Genomic DNA, 20766 nt, shown 5'->3' with positions numbered 1-20766 from the left:
CTTCATTTCTCGGTTTTTGAAAACTATTTCTAAAACATCCTAATCCATTCTAATAATGAATTTCAAGCCCATATTTTCAATTAATTACGTGTTTAGTCTTTGTTCTTGGTTCTATCAGCGGAGCGGCGGTTACTGAGCTTGTCGAAGTGTCTTAATTCTTTTCCGGACAATAGAGAAATCAATTATAACCATACATTTGTTAAAAATAATACACGAATTGTATTGGTATAACTACTTAAATCAGTGTAAATCTGCTCCATCAGCGTCATCAGTGTTCTACCAAGGAAAGGAACGCAGATAACGCTGATTTCTTATGATTAAAAAGGATAAACTATTAATATCGGGGTTTATATTTTTGAGGCCATACTAGTAAATAGAATGATTTGCTAACGTATTACAAAAATAAACCAACTATACCCAAATCAATTTTAAACACATATATACTAAAAAACAAAATACGACATTATATCATTTTAAAAACTCAACTCAGCCTTATTCAAAATACATTATCCTCTTGGAAATAGACCAAAACCGTCCCAAATAAAAAAGATTTCCTAACCTCCAACCTCTACTCCTTCTCAACATAATCCGCAATTGGAATATCATTGATAAACACATTATCCAAAACAGCTTTTCCCTTAAGAACATAAACCAAAGCATACGTATTGTTTGGCAGAGAATCTCTTTGTGCCTGAGCATGCGCTAATTCGGCGTCATAAGCTTTTGTTTCATTCATGTAAAACTCATTAAATGGAAAGGAAAAACCAACACTATTGTCAAAACGGTTGTACCAAGTGACTTTTGTTTTTAGATAGTCACCCGCTTTCGGATCATCTTTGGATACCTCTTTGACCATTGCAAAACCAAGACTATCTGTTTTAAATGTTATATAAATAGGCGCATTAGTTACCCAAGTGGTATCGTTGGTAGCCGCAAAACTTAAGTCGTAATTTAAATAAATATATTTCCCTTTAAATGGATCTGACGGATCCACAGGCTGCGTTCTGAATTTATAAGCAGTTCCGCTAGCAATGGTGTTTTCTTGATCAAGAATCATTTGAGTCGGAACAAAGAGTTGCGCCAAAACGACCACTACGAATATTGAAAATATATGGATTGATTTCATCTTCTTAATTTTAAACTTTCACAATTGATTTTTTCCTTTTGAGCATAATATAATTAGCCAAAAAGAAGCCCACTCCAACACATACAAACAGGAGGCCTCTAATGACGTAGCTCATATCCGTATCAAAAAAGCGACACACAATCAGCGCGGTAATTATGAGCAATCCATAATTAAGAATTCCGAAATGATATCTATCTGCCCCCAATTTTATCGTGACAAGCCCAAGTACCAAAACAAGAATATTTACGAATATGGCAGCGATTAAGCCATATAAGATGCCGCTGAAAAAGAACACCGTAAATATGATAAACACAAAATGAAATAAGTTAAACCCTTTTAACCTTTGTTTTGAATACGAGTAAATTAGGAGCGCCAAAGTGACACCAAATAATAACAGCATCATTAAGAACTCCTTAGATACAAATAAATCGGATCCACTATCGAAATTCCAAATCCCAATAAAGCTGCAAATCAAAAGCATCACAACCGTTCCGACAGACCCAAATATGAGGTACCCATTTCGTCTTAATTTCCGATCATCAAAAATGGGAAGCTTCCCGATATTATAAAAAAGACCAAATAAAATCACATAGTTTAAATACCCTAAGTCACCATAACGCTTTAAAAACGTCCCTAACGTAATGATAACACTTAACGGCAGCAACCAATTAAAAATGGAGGTCACATTGGCTTCCGGTTGATGCTTTAGCAATTGCAAATAATGAGGCATTACCAATGCAAGCAACAGCACATATATCCAAGGCGCTTCTGAAAGACCATTAAATCCATAACCTATACTTACCGCGTAAAAAGTCGAAAAGGCAATATGAAGCATGGCTACGGCGTTGGATTTTAATAGATAGATCAACGGCAAACACAGCAAAATCCAAATCAATACATAAGTACTTAAATCGCCAGGGATATTATAAATCTGGCTTACCAAACCAATACTGGAACCCACTGTAAAAAACAGGAATGTGCCAGACGCCTCTTTCCAGGTCCCACTTTTCTTTTTAAGAATGGCATAGCCTGCCAATACTTGTCCTAAAATCAAAGGAAATAAAGCAAGACCGGTTTTCAATGCCCGTGAAAAATAATCCCAATTATGGGCCAAAATCAGAATGATCCCCAATCCCACTAATAAGGATCCTAAAACACCAAATATTGCAAATAATTTGTTAGGCGTTTCTGATTCATGACTTTGATAATAGCCGCGAATTTTTATGGCAACTTCTTCCGAAATAACTTTATTTCTTACCAATTCTGGCAATTCGTCAACAAGTCTTGATTTCATTCGAATTAATTTTTATGTTAAATGTAATCTTTTATTTCTTATGCTTTTTTCAGATTTTCCACCGATAGATGTTTCGTTTTAAACCCCACAATTAGAGTTAAACAAAAACCTTCTAAATGAACATTTGCCAAGTAATATTAGTAAAAATGAACTTTCCACTAATTTGCTTCATTGAAATTAACTGCATTATTAAGCAGGATAATTTATCTGACTAACAATGAACAAACAATTGTTAAAATTTCCAACATCTTATCCCATCTTTAAACCATTCCTTTCACTCTCAGTCCTAGAAGTGTAACCTTTAAAAATAGAGACATGAAAAAAATAGTAATGATAATAATCGCAGTCGCAACTTTACAAGTATCTGCACAAGAACAAAAAAGAGAAGTTAGAAAACAGCGCATGGAGTCTAAAACCTCATATTCTCCTGAAGAAATGGCACAACTCCAAGCCAAAAAAATGACTTTAATTTTGGATTTAAGTGACAAACAACAAAAGGAGATGTCCGCAGTATTCTTGGAACAAGCCAAATTGAGACAAAGCAAAAAAGAGGCTTATTTAAAATCTAAGGAAAAAGCAGAAGTCAAGACTTGGTCAAAAGAAGAGCGTTTCAAAATGGCCAACGCACGATTGGATCAGCAAATTGAAATGAAGAAAAAAATGAAAAGCATTTTATCTTCAGAACAATATGAGAAATGGGGAAAAATGAATGAAAAACGTGATCAGCATAGTAAAAGATATGCCAGGCATTCTAAAAACAAAAGCCGCCAAATGACCCCAAAAGAAGTCATAAAATAAGCTTCAACAGAGCATCATTAAAAATCAAAAAGGGAATTTCTAATTGGAAACTCCCTCTTTTTTTATATGAAAATTGTTGTTTGATTAAAACATGCAGTACTCAGCGTTACCTGATGGGAATAGAGGTTTTTAAAGTTTTGTTCAACAATACACTTCTTCTATTCTTTAATACAAACGCTTATAAAAATCAATAATTGGACGGGGTCTTAAATTTTAAGCCCAATGCTTAACGCTTTACGGCACAAATCTATATTCTATGTTCTATCAACACAGTGGTCTTGATTCTTTTAGTTGACAGTATTGATTACAAATCTGTGTAAACTAAAGCGTTTTACAAACTTTATCCACTGCATTGATGGTCGCATCCAAATCTTCATAACTTAAGGCATCGCAAATAAACCAGGTTTCAAATGCACTTGGTGCGATATATACACCTTCATTCAGCATACCGTGAAAAAACTTTTTAAAGGTTTCATTATTGGCTTTTGCAGCGGTTTCAAAATCAAACACTTCATGCGCTTCAAAATGAATGGAAATCATGGATCCCATACGGTTAATGGTATGTTTAACATTATTGGCCAACAGCACTTTTTCCATCCCCTGATGTAAGTATTCTGTTTTTTCGGCTAAACGCCTAAAGACAGTTCTGTCCTTGTTCAAATGTTGCAACATGGCCAAACCTGCAGCCATTGCCAATGGATTTCCGCTTAAAGTTCCTGCTTGATATACTGGGCCAATCGGCGCCAGATAATTCATAATTTCATTTCGGGCAGCAAAAGCGCCTACTGGAAGACCGCCACCGATTACTTTTCCAAAGCAAACAATATCAGCATCCACCCCATATAATTCTTGCGCACCACCTGCCGCCAATCTAAAACCGGTCATGACCTCATCAAAAATCAACAGAATTCCATGTGCGTCACATAAAGTTCTTAGTTTATGTAAGAAATCATCTTTTGGTGGAATACAGCCCATATTTCCTGCAACAGGCTCAATGATGATACAGGCGATTTCGCCTTTGTTCGCCACTACTAATTCCGTAACGTTTGAAATATCATTATACTTTGCTAAAAGCGTGTCTTTGGCTGTTCCTTGAGTTACTCCTGGACTATTAGGTGTGCCAAATGTGATCGCACCAGAACCCGCAGCAATTAAAAATGAATCACTATGACCGTGGTAACATCCAGCAAATTTGATGATTTTGTCCTTCCCGGTAAATCCACGCGCCAAGCGCACCGCACTCATACAAGCTTCTGTACCTGAGTTGACAAATCGGATTTTATCGATATTTGGCACCATCGAAATTGCCAATTCTGCAATTTCAGTTTCTATGGCCGTGGGCATTCCGAAGGAAGTCCCTTGTTTTGCCTTTTCGATTACGGCATCGACCACGGGATCAAAAGCGTGACCAAGAATCATCGGTCCCCATGAATTGATATAATCAATGTATTTGTTGCCATCTTCATCATGCACATAAGCACCTTTGGCAGATTTCGCGAAAATTGGCGTTCCACCTACGGCACCAAATGCTCTTACAGGCGAATTGACGCCTCCTGGAATAACTTTTTCTGCCTCTTTGAATAGGCTACTACTACGTTGGTATAACATGAATAAATTTATTTTACAATGAGAATTTGACCTAACTGTAAATTACTGTTGGTCATTCCGTTGAGTTTTTGCAATTCGTTTACTGAAAGATTATAGCGTTTTGAAAGCGAATACATCGTATCACCCTTTTCAACTTTATGTGTTAAATTAGAGGTGATATCAACGTTTTTAGGTCTAGAAGACGTTTTTCCTAAAACTTCCTGATCATATTTATACAACTGAAAACGCTCAATCAAACTGATTAATTTGTCAGGATATTTTCTATCGGTAGCATAACCTGCCGCTCTTAAACCTTTTGCCCAGCCTTCGTAATCGTCAAGATCCAATTCGAATAATTTTGCATAGCGACCTCTGGAAGTTAAAAACTCTGAATGGTCATCAAACGATTGCTCGGCATGTTTATATTTTCTAAAACATTCTTGTGAGGCATCATCATCATGAAATATCTTATCGCCAGACCAGCCATGGCATTTTATTCCGAAGTGATTATTGCCTTCCACCGCCAATCGTCCTCTACCCGATCCCGATTCTAAAATTCCCTGGGCCAAAGTAATGCTCGCCGGAATTTTATGTTCTCGCATTTTTCGCTGAGCGATAAGGCTAAAATCTGCAATATAAACTTCAGTAATATTGCCACTGCTCGAAGGTTTAGGAGCCGTTACAATGGGAGCGTTATTAACAGGTTCCTCGCGTTCTTTAACGGAAGGCTCTGGTTTTTCATGTTTCTTGACAACATGCTCGGTTTTTGCTTTTTTCTTTTTGGTCGTTATCTTCTTCTTGGAACCACAACTTACAACGGTCGAGACCAACATTAAAACCATTACTATTCTTACAAAAAACTTCATATTTATTAACTAATTAAAGGCATTTGCTTTTGTTTTAAACGTTCATTCATTCCCGAAATTCCTTGTAAACCACCGGTATGTATGACCAAAATTTTTGAATGTGCGGGAAAATAACCCTTTTTCAATAAATCCATAACGCCAAACATCAACTTTCCGGTGTACACAGGGTCCAGAGGAATCTGATAATTTCGCTTAAACTGATTCATAAAACTGATTAATTCGGTATTCATTTTTGCATAACCGCCAAAATGATATTCCTTAATAAGTTGCCAGTTTAACTTTTTTGCAAACTTACTAATTTCTTCTTGTAAAAAATCACCTTTTAACGCGGGAAAACCCAGAATCTTCTGATGTGGTTTTGAGGCATTTATAATTCCAGAAATAGTGCCTCCCGTCCCAACAGAACAGCAGATATAATCATAGTCAAAATCTTCATCACTTAAAATTTCCTCACAGCCTTTGATCGCATAATCATTGGTGCCACCTTCCGGAATTAAATAGAAATCACCGAACTCATCTTTTAAATTGCTGATAAAGTCTTCTGAAGTCTTTTCTCTAAAGTCTTCCCTCGACACAAATTTGAAACGCATGCCACAGCTTTCGGCAAATTTCAAGGTCGCATTTGTATTTACTTGATCTACCAACTCCTCTCCGCGGATAACGCCAATCGTATTAAAACCGAATGCCTGACCGGCAGCGGCCACAGCAGCAATATGATTTGAAAAAGCGCCTCCAAAAGTTAATAAGCTTTGCTTATTTTCAATGCCTGCTTTCTTTAGATTGTATTTTAATTTGCGGTATTTGTTTCCCGAAATGAAGGGATGGATAAGATCTTCTCTTTTTACAGAAAGTACTTGATTAAAATTTGGACCTAGATTTAAGGTCTGATTTTCCGAAAGATGGACTTTGAAATTCATGTTTTACAAAGATATTTTAAAAAATTCCAAAATGGACGTTTTTTAAGATATTCTAAGTCCTGTTCATTTTGATAGGCCTCACGCTCAAATGAAATATTCCGATAGGCTTGATGCCAATTTTTATAATGAAGATATCGCACTAAAAACTCCAATCCATACCAGATAAAAAATGGAAGAATCAAAAGTTCCAATTGCTGCTTGAGATGAATGCGTTCATGATTTACAAAAACTCTATTATGCTTGAGATGTGCGTGTTTAACAAACACAAACGGAAATAAAGTGATGCCAGTATAACCTTTGGGAACCATATATTTTGAAACTAAAATCATGTGTATCGCATTTCAAAAATCTTTCTAATTTACACTATCTTTGTTAGATATGAAGAAAATTGTGCCAGTTGAAGAAGGCGATTATTACTTAACACCTGAGGGCTACCGTTGTTTTACCGAACAATACCATCTCAAACGTGGCTATTGTTGCGAAAGCGGCTGCAGACATTGTCCCTATGGTTTTGATAAAACTAAATTAAAAAGAAACTAATGCAAATCACCTCCATTTCTTTTAAAGATCAAATTTTAGAAGGCATCCCAAGCGTTTTACCTCCAGTGAAACCTTATGATGACACCATCAATCATGCGCCAAAACGCAAAGAAATTTTATCTGCTGAAGAAAAAAAGTTGGCCCTACAAAATGCACTCCGTTATTTTGATCCAAGTCAACATGCTGAATTACTTCCTGAATTTAAAAATGAATTAGAGACCTACGGACGGATTTATATGTACCGTTTGCGTCCCGATTATAGAATGTACGCGCGACCTTTGGATGCCTATCCTGCGCAATCCAAACAAGCGGCCGCTATCATGCTGATGATCCAAAACAATCTCGATTATGCCGTGGCACAACATCCTCATGAACTCATCACTTATGGTGGTAATGGCGCCGTGTTTTCAAACTGGGCACAGTACCGATTGACCATGAAGTATTTGGCCGAAATGAATGATGAGCAGACGCTGACCATATATTCTGGCCATCCCATGGGTTTATTCCCTAGTCATAAAGAAGCACCGAGAGTCGTGGTTACCAATGGGATGATGATTCCAAATTATTCAAAACCTGACGATTGGGAGAAATTCAACGCTTTAGGAGTTACACAATACGGACAAATGACTGCCGGAAGTTATATGTATATCGGTCCGCAAGGCATTGTGCATGGCACGACGATCACGGTTTTAAATGGTTTTAGAAAAATAAACAAATCGCCAAGAGGCAATCTATTTGTCACATCTGGATTAGGCGGGATGTCGGGAGCGCAACCTAAAGCAGGAACGATCGCTGGTTGTATAACAGTTTGCGCTGAAGTAAATCCGAAAATTACACAAGTGCGCTTGGATCAAGGTTGGATTGATGAAAAAATCACCGATTTAGATCAACTTGTAGCTCGTGTTAAAAAGGCCAAAGCCGATGAAGAAACCGTTTCCATTGCTTATTTAGGAAATATCGTTGATGTATGGGAAAAGTTTGATGAAGAAAACATACATATCGATTTAGGAAGTGACCAAACCTCACTTCACAATCCTTGGGCAGGCGGCTATTATCCCGTAGACATCTCTTTTGAAGATGCCAATACGATGATGGCAAACAATCCAGAACTCTTCAGGGAAAAAGTACAGGAAACTTTACGTCGTCATGCCAAAGCAATTAATAAGCACACCAATAAAGGCACTTACTTTTTTGATTATGGCAACGCCTTTCTTTTAGAAGCCTCGCGCGCAGGTGCTGACGTAATGTCTGATCATCCAACCTTGGGCCGTGAATTTAAATTCCCAAGTTATGTTCAGGACATTATGGGACCTATGTGTTTTGATTATGGTTTCGGACCTTTTAGATGGGTTTGCACCTCAGGAAAACCAGAAGACCTAGCAAAAACAGATGCCATTGCCTGTAAGGTTTTAGAAGAAATAAAACTCAATTCTCCCGATGAAATCCAGCAGCAAATGACTGATAACATCCAATGGATTAAAGGGGCTCAAGAAAATAAATTGGTAGTCGGTTCTCAAGCCCGAATTTTATACGCAGATGCTGAAGGCCGAATGAAAATTGCCCAAGCTTTTAATGATGCCATTGCAAAAGGAGATATCGGCTATGTGGTATTAGGTCGTGATCATCATGATGTATCAGGCACAGATTCCCCATACCGTGAAACCTCAAACATCTACGACGGCTCGCGCTTTACGGCAGATATGGCCATCCAAAACGTCATCGGAGATAGCTTCAGAGGCGCCACTTGGGTAAGCATTCACAATGGCGGCGGCGTTGGCTGGGGCGAGGTTATTAATGGTGGATTTGGTATGATTCTTGATGGTACTAAAGGCGCCGAACGACGTTTAAAGTCCATGCTTTTTTGGGATGTTAACAATGGTATTTCAAGACGTAGTTGGGCAAGAAATGAAGGCGCCATTTTCGCAATAAAACGCGCCATGGCAATTGAACCCAATTTAAAGGTCACAATTCCAAATCTAGTGGATATAGATTTATTGAACTCATTATAAAACTAAATAAAAATGCTATGAAAAATTTGAAAAATTTTCACGAACACCTAAACAATATATGCGGCGTGAGTAAAAAATTAAAAAATGTTTATGAGTACCTTAATCTAAGCACCTTTAGCACAAGAATGATTAAAGCAATTCCAGTTTTGATGCTGTTTGTTTTAATCGCTTCTTGCAGCTCCGTAAGGGTTGCTACAGATTATGACAAGAATGCAGATTTCAACCAATACAAAACCTTTGCTTTTTTCAAATCGGGTATTGACAAGGCTGAAATTAGTGATCTTGACAAACGTCGTATCTTAAGAGCGATAGAAACTGAATTGCTGGCGAAAGGGTTTACAAAATCTGAAAACCCAGACCTTCTGGTCAGTATTTTTACAAAATCCCGTGAAAAAGTCAATGTTTATAACAATAGCTTAGGCTACGGTCCTTATGGATACGGATGGGGTTGGAGTCCGTATTACTGGAATGCTGGATATAGCAATGTATCTACCTCAACTGAAGGAACCCTTTATGTGGATTTAATAGATGCCAAGAAAAAAGAATTGGTATGGCAAGGTATGGGAATTGGCTATTTAACCCAAAGTACAAACAAGAAAGAAGAGCGCATTAATGAATTTGTGGCTAAAATCATGGAGAAATATCCTCCAGGAATGTCGAAATAAGAAAATTCAACAGAAAAAATCAAAGCATCAATCCTCAAGATTGATGTTTTTTTTATAGTTAAAATAGCCAACAAAAGCAGTGCTCTTTTCAAATACTTTATCTTTACCCCTCTTAATTCAGAAAGTAATGCACGCAGGTCAAGCCTTTAGAACCTATTTCACTCAAAATCCAAAAAACGATATTCTCGCTGGTATAACCGTATCACTAGCCATGGTTCCAGAAGTGGTCGCCTTCGCTTTTGTGGCGCAAATTGACCCTTTAGTGGCATTGTCAGGGGCCTTCATCGTTGGTTTAATTGCTGGAATTTTCGGTGGCCGCCCTGGATTAGTCACGGGTGCTGCCGGTGCCGTAGCCGTTATTTTTGTGAATCTTATTTCAGAAGGACATTCCAAAGGCCTATTGTTCGACACACCTGTTGACAATATGGGTTACTTTTATTTATTGGCGGCGGTTATATTAATGGGATTAATTCAAATGGGCGCTGGTGTTTTAAAACTTGGCCGGTTTGTGCGTTTGATTCCGCATTCTGTGATGATGGGTTTTGTCAACGGATTGGCCATTGTTATTTTTCTGGCACAAGTCCGCATGTTTTCTCATAAAGAATTGGAAATAGGTGCTGATGGCTTAAAAAAATATATAAACGTTCCAATGCAGGGATCTGAGTTATATACCATGCTTGGCCTCGTAGGACTTACGATGGCCATCATTTGGTTGCTTCCCAAACTAACTACTAAAATCCCTGCAGCCTTAACCGCAATTCTCATTACCACCGGAGTCGTTGTTTTTAGTGGTCTCGATGTAAGCACCGTTGGTTCGTATATTATAGAAGGTGGTGGCGAAGGGCTGAAAGGCGAATTCCCTACCCCAAACATGGGACTTTGGCAAAACTTACCGTTCAATTTTGATACGCTCAAATTTATTCTGCCTTATGCCTTTTTAGCGGCATCCGTAGGCCTTATTGAATCTTTATTGACCATGAATTTGGTGGACGAACTCACAGATACGCGAGGCGACGGGAATAGAGAATGTGTAGCCCAAGGGGCTGGAAATATTTTAAGCGGCTTATTTGGCGGTACTGGAGGATGTGGTATGATCGGTCAAACTGTAATTAATCTTAATGCGGGTGGTAGAGGGCGATTATCAGGCATTATGATGGCATTATCTTTATTGACCTTTATTTTATTTACAGATAAATATATCGAACAAGTGCCCATTGCTGCTTTAATAGGCGTGATGTTTATGATGGTTCTTCAAACATTTGCTTGGTCAAGTTTCAGGATTATGAGAAAAATCCCTGTTCCAGATGCGGTCGTGCTGGTCACGGTGTCTGCCGTAACTGTCATATTTGATCTTGCCATTGCTGTATTTATTGGTGTTATTTTGTCTGCGCTTGTATTTGCATGGAAAAATGCGATAATGATTAGAGCACGTAAACGCATCAAAGAAGACGGCACAAAAATTTATGAAATATGGGGCCCGTTATTTTTTGGTTCCATTCAAAATTTCAATGAAAAGTTTGACATTAATGAAGATCCTCAAAACATCGAAATAGATTTTGTAGAATCACGTGTGAGTGATCACTCAGCTATTGAAGCTATTTTTAATTTGGTCAATAAATATGAAGCTGAAGGAAAATCCATTAAGCTGAAACATCTTAATGAAGACTCCAAAACCTTACTCTATAAAGCACATCCTAAGTTTAAAGATGTAATTATTGAAACTGTTGATGACCCACGCTATTATTTAGCTGAAGACCCTGAGAAGTTCACAAAACCGCTTTCAGAATATCGTTTAAAAAAAAAACACGACTCTTTACAGAGTCGTTTTTGTTTTGAATTTAATTATTCATTATCTTTTGTTTTCTTCTTGATCTTGACATCGCCATCACTATCGGTCTTGATTTTCACCTTTTTATCGTCAGTTTCCATTTTTATCTTATCACCATCTCTTTTCACTTTGACTTCGGCACCTTGATCATTCATCTCCTTGATAACTTTTTCTTTTTCTGTTTGCTCTCTACATGATGTAAAAGACAGAGATAAGAAAAGAGCCATAATCGTCATAAAAATTACTTTTTTCATAATACTGAGTTTTAATGTTCACTGTAAAACTACTAAGTATCAAGACGTAACTTTAACTCTAATCAGTAATTGAGTAACTCATTTATTTTCAATTTTACCTTCTCCGTTGAGGGAATCATCGTTTCCTCTAATATGGAATTCAGCGGAATCGCAGGCATATTCTCACTACCAATAGTCATTACGGGCGCATCTAAAAACCTAAAACATTCCTCTTGAATTTTACCTGCCAACGCTCTAGCAAAAGAATTATTGGAAGGTTCTTCCGTGACGACCAGACATTTTCCTGTTTTTTTGACCGATTTCATAATGGTATCCTCATCTAAAGGAAATAAGGTCCGCAAATCTATGATTTCGATTTGGTCTCGCATGTCCATTTCCCCCGAAGCATTATACGCCCAATGGACGCCCATGCCATAAGTGACAATGGTTAAGGTTTCGACATTTTCTTGCTTCCAGATTTCTTGTAAAACCCAAGCCTTTCCAAATGGCAATACGTAATCTTCTGCCGGCTCAACCGAAGTCGCCCCTTTAGTTCCTGGCACTTTACTCCAATACAAACCTTTATGCTCCAAAATAATCACAGGATTTGGATCGTAATACGCCGCTTTCATCAAGCCTTTTAAATCAGCACCATTACTTGGATAGGCGATTTTTATCCCTCTGATGTTCGTTACAATACTTTCCACTGAAGACGAATGGTAAGGGCCACCACTGCCATAAGCACCAATCGGCACCCGAAGAATCATGCTTACTGGCCATTTTCCGTTGGATAAATAACAGCTCCTACTGACTTCCGTAAACAATTGATTCAGTCCTGGCCAAATATAATCGGCAAACTGAACCTCAACGATTGGCTTTAATCCAACTGCGCTCATGCCTACCGTCGAGCCCACGATAAAGGCTTCTTGAATGGGCGTATTGAACACGCGATCATCCCCAAACTTTTGGGCCAAGGTTGCTGCTTCCCTAAATACGCCTCCTAGCCTTGCACCAACATCCTGTCCGTATAACAAACATTCTTTGTGTTTGGCCATTAATTCTTCTACGGCAAATAAGGCACAATCTACCATTACGACTTTCTCGGCACCTTTTGGGGTGCGTTCGCCTTTTTCTTCCGTGATTGGTGTGGGCGCAAAATCGTGCGTGAATAGATCCTGTGGTTTGGGGTCTTCGGCTTGCAGAGACAGATGATAATCTGTCTCTACGGTTGCTCTGCATTCCTTTTCTATGGATTCGATTTCTTCCACAGAAAATCCATGATCCAACATCTGTTGTTTCAATACTGGATAAGGATCCCGTGATCGTGCTTCTTCCAAATCATCACGATACCATTCCATTCGTACGCCAGAGGTATGATGATTTAACAAAGGTACTTTTGCATGAATCAAAAATGGTCGGCGTTCTTTACGAATGGTGGCAATGACTTTTTCAACGGCCTCATAGCTTTCTATAAAATTGGCACCATCAATTGTGATAGCTTCCAAGCCTTTGAATCCTTTAGCATATTCAAAAGCATCTTGTGCTCTAATCTCTTCAGCATTGGCCGAAATATCCCAACCATTATCTTGCACCAAATACAAAATGGGCAACTTTTTCAAGACGGCCATCTGAAAAGCTTCTGCGACTTCTCCTTCAGTAACCGAGGCATCGCCTAAAGAACACACTACAATGGGTGCATTACCGCGAAGGCGGGAATCTCGTGAATGAACAGACGCATCGTAATCGATTTCAAAATTTTCTTTAGTGCTGTTATCATCTTCAGAGAAAGTAATACTTTCGCGGTACTTAAAACCCAAGGCAACTCCCGTAGCAGGAATTGCTTGCATTCCGGTGGCAGACGATTGGTGCGGAATTTTTGGCTTGTCGATATCTCTCAAACTCGGATGCGCATAATAAGTACGCCCGCCAGAAAACGGGTCGTCTTTTTTAGCTAATAATTGCAACATCAAATCGTAAGGTTTTAATCCAAAGGCTAATATCATCGCATCATCTCTATAATATGGAAACGCATAGTCCTGTGGCAATAGTTGCATTCCGAGTGCAATCTGAATCGACTCATGACCTCTTGAAGTGGCGTGCACGTATTTGGACACTTGCTTAAAATTGGCTTCGTACAACTCGGCCATGGCTTTGGCGGTACAAAGGTTTGCGAATGCTTTATGTAAAATTTCTTTGGTTATATTACTCATGATTTATTTTTTGGGCGTTCGGGCGGGCTTTCCGTTACAAGTCCTCGCTTCGCTGTGGGCTTTTCACTGCAATCCCTAACGCAGCGTTATCAAGAATTCCTATTTTTAAAAATAAGCTTGGATTCGTAATCCCTAACGCAGCGTTATCAAGAATTCCTATTTTTAAAAATGAAATTGGATTCGTAATCCCTAACGTAAATGGGATTCAGACCTGACAGGTTTTCCTACTTCGCTGAAACTTCGGCGGACAAGTAGAAACCTGTCAGGTCTTATCATCACTATATGTTTCTACTAATATCAAACTGTTCAAAATAATCGGCAACCCGACGCACAAAACTCCCTCCTAAAAAACCATCAACGACGCGATGGTCAAAAGACAGCGAGAGATACATCATGCTTCTAATTGCAATTTCATCGCCTTTGTCGGTTTCAATGACTTCGGGACGTTTTTTAATAATTCCTAAGGCCAAAATGGCCACTTCGGGTTGATTGATAATGGGCGTTCCCATGACACTTCCAAAAGTTCCTACGTTTGATATTGTAAAGGTGCTGCCTTTAATGTCGTCGCCTCCTAATCTATTTTCTCTTGCTTTTGCTGCTAATTCATTGACATTTTCGGCTAAAGCTTTTAAATCTTTGGTGTCTGCGTTTTTTACCACTGGAACTATTAAGTTTCCACTCGGCAAAGCGGTGGCCATTCCGATATTGATATCCTCTTTTAAGATGATGTTATTACCATCCACAGAGGCATTGATATTTGGAAAATCCTTGACTGCTTTGGCGACTGCTTCCACAAATAATGGTGTAAACGTTAAGCGTTCCCCATATTTTTCTTGAAATGCATCTTTATTGGCATTTCGCCAATTGACCATATTGGTCATATCGGCCTCCACATACGCCGTAACATGTGGCGAGGTATGTTTGGAATACACCATGTGATCGGCAATCATTTGGCGCATGCGGTCCATTTCAATGATTTTACCTTTGCCTTTATCGAAACTCAGTTGTGGAATTCGATAGGCTGTTGGGTCTTGAATTATAGGTTGCGCAAATTTGTACGGTCGTCCGTCTTCAATATAACTAAATAGATCGCTTTTACGGAGTCTGCCTTCGTTTCCTGTGGCAGGGATTCGTGCTAATTCTTCAAAACTGATGTGCTGTTCTTTGGCAATGGCAATGATTAATGGCGAGAAGAAAGTATTTGAAGTTGAAAATGAACTCGAAGTTGAAACTGAAGCTGTTGGCTTTGGTTTGGAAACATTCTTTTTCTCTTGATGTGATTTCTCACTAGCGTTCGAAATGACAACTTCCTTTTTTGGAGACGTCGCCTCTTCAGAAACTTCCAAGATAGCCATCACTTGTCCAACGGGAACAACATCTTTAGCTTTGCACATGGTTTTTACCAACTTTCCAGATACTGGCGCTGGGACTTCATTATCGACCTTATCAGTTCCTACTTCCAAAATGATGTCGCCTTCTTCAAACGAATCGCCTTCGTTGATGAGCCAGTTGATGATGGTTCCTTCGGTTATTGATTCGCCCATTTTGGGCATTTTTAATTCCCACGAAAGTGGGAATCTCTCTTCTTTACTCATTTTCTTTATTTTTGAACCTGAAAGTTTTAAAATATCAGTGCTTATGAAACTTTTATGAATATGATGACTTTTGCGTTAAGGATTACTCGTTCACTATTATTTTAATAAGAAGTGCTCGTGAATGCTTCGCATTTGCAGCGACATCCTTTTTTGTTTTTCACAAAAAAGATATAGCGGAAAGCCTGACCCTTTAGGGTAACGCCCAACTACTTCAACTTATGTTCTTTATCCTTTTCTTGTATGTAATGCGTCGTACACTCATAATTCAGCATTTAATCACGAGATTCCTGCTTGCGCAGGAAGTAATCCCTCAAAGTATCATAAACGCCTTCCTGCATTTTCATATGCTCAGGCACTTCCCTCAACGGCTCCACTTCCCTTAAACTTTCATGACAATCGGCAGGTAATTGCTGATAAAGCTGGGTGCCTTTGGTTTTCCATGCGATCATCTCATCACTGACTTCTTTAATCACTTTTGCCGGATTGCCAACGACCAAACTTCGATTTGGAATAATGGTTTCGGCTTTGACAAATGACATAGCTCCGACGATGCTTTCATCGCCAATTTCGGCATCATCCATGATGACGGAATTCATTCCAATCAAACAATTTCTACCTAAATTAGCACCATGAATAATCGCGCCATGCCCAACATGGGCACCTTCTTTTAGAGTAATCGATTTCCCAGGAAACATGTGCACCGTACAGTTTTCCTGAACGTTGACGCCATCTTCTAAAATAATCTGTCCCCAATCGCCGCGAATCGCCGCTCCAGGGCCTATATAACAGTTTTTCCCGATGATGACATTGCCCGTGACGGCTGCCAAGGGATGCACGAAACTGGATTCGTGGATGACCGGGGTGTAACCTTGGAATGAATAAATCATAACGAACAGTTGATTAGAGGGTAGTTTTTAGAGGGTAGATGTGAGAGAATTGATTCATAGTTTATTTATTTTTATTTGCTAAATGTTTCATTAAGGATGCTATCATTTTATTTATTTCGACAAGAAGTGCTCGATTCTCTTCACGCTGTTCAAAGGTTATATAATTTCGTAAATGTGCCTTGGTTGCTGCTGCGACGCATTCACGAGAACTATCTCTTGCAATTCTCAAGTAATTTAGAAAACCTGCATCTGAACTACCTGAACCTTCAGCAATATTGAATGCAATGGAATCCGCTGCTCGGGCAAACTGTGCTGACAATCTATAATCTTCAATTTTAGGAAAACCATTAAGTTGTTCATGAACCAATTCGCCATATTCGATAGCCTTTTGATACACTTTCAAATCCTCAAAATTAAAATGATATTTACTTTCCATCCTAAATTTAATTTTTAGCTTGCCTATCTAACAACTACCCTCTACCCTCTAATCACTTATACTCCTTAAGTTTCTCCTTCGTAAACTCACTCAACACCAATCGCCCGCTAATTTTAGCACGTTGCGCCAATAACTGATCCCAATCTTCAGTGCCACGCCAGAACATGGTTTTCATTTCAGCCATTGCTCTTGGATTGTAAGTGCATAAACCTTCGGCAAATGTGGTTACCGCGTCATCCAATGCTTCCACCGAATCAAATACATGGGTATACAATCCTTTTTGCATGGCCCATTCGGCAGTATAAAAGGTATTGGCATCCATGGCAATTTGCGACATGCCACTCAATCCCAATTTGCGTTGAACCGCCGGACCAACCACAAACGGACCGATACCAATATTGAGTTCGCTTAACTTGATTTGGGCGAATTTAGTGGCCATACAATAATCGGTTGCTGCTGCCAAACCTACGCCGCCGCCAACAGTTTTTCCTTGAATGCGACCGATGATGAATTTTGGACATTTGCGCATCGCATTAATGACATTGGCAAAGCCTGAAAAGAATATTTTACCGGTTTCTTCATCGTTGATGTCAATGAGTTCGTTGAAACTTGCGCCAGCACAAAAGGTGCGCTCGCCTCCACTTTGAAGCACGATCACTTTAATATTGGTGTCTTCTCCAGCAGCCGTGATAGTTCTTGCTAATTCAGACAAGATATTGCCGGGCAATGAATTTTGTGCAGGATGGTAGAATTCAATGTATCCTACTCCGTTTTTATTTTTTATTGATACGTATGGGTTCATGTTTACTTTCCGCGAAAGCGGAAATCTTTTAATGGTTAAACTTTATTTTATTAAAATTCCTTATCCTGAGTAATATCCAACTGAATCCTCTTAGAATCACACTTATAAATCGTGATATAAATCCCTCCACTCTGGATTAGAACTTTCAATCAACTCAACTTTCCACGCCCTATTCCATTTTTTCAATTGTCTTTCTCTCAACATAGCATTATCCTTTACTTCATGATTTTCAAAATAAACGAGTTTATCTAAATTGTATCTTGCTGAAAAAGTATTGGGATGAACTTTCTTTTTATGTTGATATATCCTAGTCTTTAATCGTTTAGTCTCTCCGATGTACAGAACGCCATTTGGTTTATTCGTCATTATATAAACGCTCCATGTCATATTTATTTCTATAAAAACAGCAAACTCATTAATTAGATTTTATTTAAGAGACACCCGATTTCTCGGGCGCTTTGAACAGTTTGGGCTACAAAAGCCCAAACTGTTCAAAGTGATGATTAAGGTGTTTCCTCTCTAACAAATAAGATTCATATTTGTTAAGTTCTCCAAACACCAAGTTTTTCAATTTAGCATCTGGGTGCTCTTTGAAATACACCACATACTTTTCTCTTTGTTCGTTGAACTTTGCTTTTGCCGTTTCCAAATCAGGATATTTTAAATCAAATAGCTTGTCTTTCTCGAGCGATGGGAATTTAGAATTTCGTGGAAATTTCTCATAGTTATAAAGACTTGCATGGACTTTTTCCAAAATCTTTTCTGGTGTTGCCACTTCAAAATCCTGAATCTCGCCTGAAGCTATTTTATAGGTGTATTCCAAATGCTCCAACATGTGCTGTGGCGTCATAATGCCCCAATTTGGCTTCATATCTGGAGTTAATTTTGAAAGATATTCCTCAATTTTCTCATCCGTCATTTCAACAAAAGTTTCTTGTTTTTTCTGAACCATGGTTAAGACTGTAGCTACGGCTACCAATTCGTCCGTGGCATCAAAAATTTCAACAAACCATTTGACGATGCCACTTGGGTGTTCTGCGGAAGCGACATCTCTATCTGCTTTTTGCTTACAAGTCAATCTTACATATATGGTGTCATTATGATATAATGGCCGCAGGAAACGGCAGTCTTCCAATCCATAATTGGCGGCCACAGGACCTTTATTAGGATAGACAAACAATCCGGCGGCTGCAGCAATGATCAAATACCCATGAGCAGTTCGCTTTTCAAAAATGCTCCCGTCTAAAGAGGTCGTGTCGGTATGGGCATAGAAATGATCCCAAGTAAGGTTTGAAAAATTGATAATGTCCGTATCTGTCAAGGTACGCTTATGGGTTTTTAGTGACATTCCTGGTTGGATATCTTCCCAATGGTATTTGAATGGATGCTGTTCAGCTTCTTTATATTTTGCATTAGCTTGATAAATGCCTGTGATTTCTGTTAAGGTTGTTGGCGTCCCTTGAATAGCGGTGCGTTGTAAATAGTGTTTGATACCACGTACGCCACCCATTTCCTCTCCACCTCCAGCACGTCCGGGACCGCCATGAACCAAGTTTGGCAAGGGCGAACCATGGCCGGTACTTTCTTTGGCCATCTCACGGTTGATGACTAAAATCCGTCCGTGATGACTGGCGGCATTGATGACATAATCTTTCGCAATTTTATCGTTATAAGTAGCAATGGAGGATACTAACGATCCTTTCCCCATTTGCGCCAACAAGATGGCTTCCTCTAAATTTTTATAAGGCATTATGGTACTTACGGGGCCAAAAGCTTCAGTTTCATGAACTGCTAAGTTTTTGAACGGATGATCTTCTCGTAGCAAAATCGGACTTAAAAACGCCCCTTTTTTTGCATCAGCTCCGATGGTTTCGATTTTATCTAAATCGCCATAAACGATACTTGCCGTTTTAGCCAATTCCTGAACGCGATCTCTCACTTCAGCGGCTTGATCTTTACTTATCAAAGCACCCATGCGGACTTCTTTGAGACGTGGATCGCCAATAGTGACTTTATCTAAGGCCATTCCCAATGCAATTTGAACGTCTTCAACAAGATTCTCTGGCACAATCACTCTGCGGATGGCAGTACATTTTTGTCCACATTTCACGGTCATTTCGTTACGAACTTCCTTAATGAACAAGTCGAATTCTGGAGTTCCAGGAATGGCATCTTCTCCTAAAACAGAAGCATTGAGCGAATCCGCTTCCATATTGAATGGCACAGATTCTTCAATGATTCGTTTATGGGATTTTAAAAGTTGACCTGTAGTAGCGGAACCCGTGAAGGTTACGACATCTTGAGATTCGACGGTATCTAAAATAGTTCTAGCGGAACCTGTAATTAATTGTAATGCACCTTCTGGCAATATTCCAGAGGCGATGACTTCACGCACGACCGCCTCTGTCAAAAAAGAACCATTTGTTGCAGGTTTTACCACTGCAGGAACGCCAGCCATCCAATTGGTAGCGCATTTTTCCAACATGCCCCAAACCGGGAAATTAAAGGCATTAATATGAATAGCCACGCCTCGTTTTGGCACCATAATATGATGTGCCATAAAGCGTCCGCCACGTGATAAATCAATAGGTTCGCCTTCTACGTGATACGATTGATTAGGGAATAATTTTCTTAAAGATGCATTAGCGAAAAGGTTACCAAATCCGCCTTCAATATCGATCCAACTATCTACTCTGGTAGCGCCTGTTCTATAACTTAATTCATAAAAAGCTTCTTTTCTTTTGACCAGATATAAGGCCAAGCTCTTTAACATATTTCCACGTTCCTGAAAGGTCATATTGCGAAGGATTTGACCACCTACGGTTCTTCCATAATGAAGAATTTCGGCGAAATCCAAACCTTCGGTATCTGAAAGTGCTACGACTTCTCCAGTAACAGAGTCAAACATAGGAACACCTTCTCCTTTACCTTCTAGCCATTGTCCTGTGACGTAATTTTGTATTTTTTTCATTC

At 39.0% G+C, this 20766-nt stretch carries 18 protein-coding genes; 5 read left to right on the top strand and 13 right to left on the bottom strand.

Features of this window, described 5'->3' with window-relative positions; all coding sequences use genetic code 11:
• Positions 1–568: 568 nt before the first annotated feature.
• Complete coding sequence (locus ACOH2D_RS13620) at positions 569–1126, bottom strand: GDYXXLXY domain-containing protein (protein ID WP_449535414.1); 558 nt, start codon at positions 1124–1126, stop codon at positions 569–571.
• Positions 1127–1136: 10 nt separating this feature from the next.
• On the bottom strand, positions 1137–2420 hold the full coding sequence (locus tag ACOH2D_RS13615; protein WP_449535415.1) for a DUF2157 domain-containing protein: 1284 nt from the start codon (positions 2418–2420) through the stop codon (positions 1137–1139).
• A gap of 315 nt (positions 2421–2735) precedes the next feature.
• Here ACOH2D_RS13615 and ACOH2D_RS13610 point away from each other — a divergent pair, with 315 nt between their 5' ends.
• Positions 2736–3218: a DUF4890 domain-containing protein gene (locus ACOH2D_RS13610; RefSeq protein ID WP_449535416.1), complete on the top strand. Its 483-nt coding sequence runs from the start codon at positions 2736–2738 to the stop codon at positions 3216–3218.
• Positions 3219–3539: 321 nt separating this feature from the next.
• On the opposite strand, the gene hemL is transcribed toward ACOH2D_RS13610, so the two are convergent.
• From hemL to ACOH2D_RS13590, 4 genes are read right to left on the bottom strand one after another with little or no spacing between them, the layout of a single operon-like run.
• Positions 3540–4826 carry a glutamate-1-semialdehyde 2,1-aminomutase gene (hemL, locus tag ACOH2D_RS13605; protein ID WP_348035172.1) on the bottom strand — a complete coding sequence of 429 codons (1287 nt, stop codon included), beginning with the start codon at positions 4824–4826 and terminating at the stop codon, positions 3540–3542.
• Positions 4827–4834: 8 nt separating this feature from the next.
• The gene (locus ACOH2D_RS13600) at positions 4835–5671 is read right to left on the bottom strand and encodes a glucosaminidase domain-containing protein (protein WP_449535417.1); all 837 of its coding nucleotides are present in this window, start codon (positions 5669–5671) and stop codon (positions 4835–4837) included.
• Positions 5672–5676: 5 nt separating this feature from the next.
• Entirely contained in the window at positions 5677–6588 is a 912-nt protein-coding gene (locus tag ACOH2D_RS13595) for a 1-aminocyclopropane-1-carboxylate deaminase/D-cysteine desulfhydrase (RefSeq protein WP_449535418.1), read from the bottom strand.
• Positions 6585–6917 (bottom strand): hypothetical protein, encoded by a 333-nt coding sequence (locus tag ACOH2D_RS13590; protein WP_449535419.1) that lies wholly within the window; start codon positions 6915–6917, stop codon positions 6585–6587. The genes ACOH2D_RS13595 and ACOH2D_RS13590 overlap by 4 nt, the downstream gene beginning before the upstream one ends.
• A gap of 49 nt (positions 6918–6966) precedes the next feature.
• On the opposite strand from ACOH2D_RS13590, the gene ACOH2D_RS13585 reads away from it, so the two are divergent.
• The 4 genes from ACOH2D_RS13585 to ACOH2D_RS13570 all read left to right on the top strand — a co-directional run bounded on the left by ACOH2D_RS13585 (position 6967) and on the right by ACOH2D_RS13570 (position 11777).
• Positions 6967–7128, top strand: a complete 162-nt coding sequence (locus tag ACOH2D_RS13585; protein WP_348035168.1) for a C1orf53 family protein — start codon at positions 6967–6969, stop codon at positions 7126–7128.
• A 14-nt stretch (positions 7129–7142) separates the two neighbouring features.
• A complete protein-coding gene (hutU, locus tag ACOH2D_RS13580; protein WP_449535443.1) occupies positions 7143–9137 on the top strand; it encodes a urocanate hydratase in 1995 nt (664 codons plus the stop codon).
• Between the two features lie 125 nt (positions 9138–9262).
• Entirely contained in the window at positions 9263–9802 is a 540-nt protein-coding gene (locus tag ACOH2D_RS13575; RefSeq protein ID WP_348035167.1) for a DUF4136 domain-containing protein, read from the top strand.
• A 127-nt stretch (positions 9803–9929) separates the two neighbouring features.
• A complete protein-coding gene (locus ACOH2D_RS13570) occupies positions 9930–11777 on the top strand; it encodes a SulP family inorganic anion transporter (protein WP_449535544.1) in 1848 nt (615 codons plus the stop codon).
• Positions 11778–11946: 169 nt separating this feature from the next.
• On the opposite strand, the gene ACOH2D_RS13565 is transcribed toward ACOH2D_RS13570, so the two are convergent.
• The 7 genes from ACOH2D_RS13565 to paaZ all read right to left on the bottom strand — a co-directional run bounded on the left by ACOH2D_RS13565 (position 11947) and on the right by paaZ (position 20764).
• On the bottom strand, positions 11947–14073 hold the full coding sequence (locus ACOH2D_RS13565; RefSeq protein WP_449535421.1) for an alpha-ketoacid dehydrogenase subunit alpha/beta: 2127 nt from the start codon (positions 14071–14073) through the stop codon (positions 11947–11949).
• Positions 14074–14351: 278 nt separating this feature from the next.
• Entirely contained in the window at positions 14352–15668 is a 1317-nt protein-coding gene (locus ACOH2D_RS13560) for a dihydrolipoamide acetyltransferase family protein (protein ID WP_449535422.1), read from the bottom strand.
• Between the two features lie 272 nt (positions 15669–15940).
• Entirely contained in the window at positions 15941–16555 is a 615-nt protein-coding gene (locus ACOH2D_RS13555; protein ID WP_449535423.1) for an acyltransferase, read from the bottom strand.
• A 61-nt stretch (positions 16556–16616) separates the two neighbouring features.
• Positions 16617–16991, bottom strand: coding sequence for a four helix bundle protein (locus ACOH2D_RS13550; protein ID WP_449535424.1), 375 nt, complete (start codon positions 16989–16991; stop codon positions 16617–16619).
• A 52-nt stretch (positions 16992–17043) separates the two neighbouring features.
• Positions 17044–17793 carry an enoyl-CoA hydratase/isomerase family protein gene (locus ACOH2D_RS13545; protein WP_449535425.1) on the bottom strand — a complete coding sequence of 250 codons (750 nt, stop codon included), beginning with the start codon at positions 17791–17793 and terminating at the stop codon, positions 17044–17046.
• A gap of 102 nt (positions 17794–17895) precedes the next feature.
• Positions 17896–18180 carry a GIY-YIG nuclease family protein gene (locus ACOH2D_RS13540; protein WP_348062723.1) on the bottom strand — a complete coding sequence of 95 codons (285 nt, stop codon included), beginning with the start codon at positions 18178–18180 and terminating at the stop codon, positions 17896–17898.
• Between the two features lie 85 nt (positions 18181–18265).
• Positions 18266–20764, bottom strand: a complete 2499-nt coding sequence (gene paaZ / locus ACOH2D_RS13535; RefSeq protein ID WP_449535426.1) for a phenylacetic acid degradation bifunctional protein PaaZ — start codon at positions 20762–20764, stop codon at positions 18266–18268.
• Between the last annotated feature and the right edge of the window lie 2 nt (positions 20765–20766).

Source organism: Gelidibacter sp., assembly GCF_053579655.1.
The sequence above is the reverse complement of the archived record's forward strand: the minus strand, read 5'-3'. Positions and strand labels throughout refer to the sequence as shown.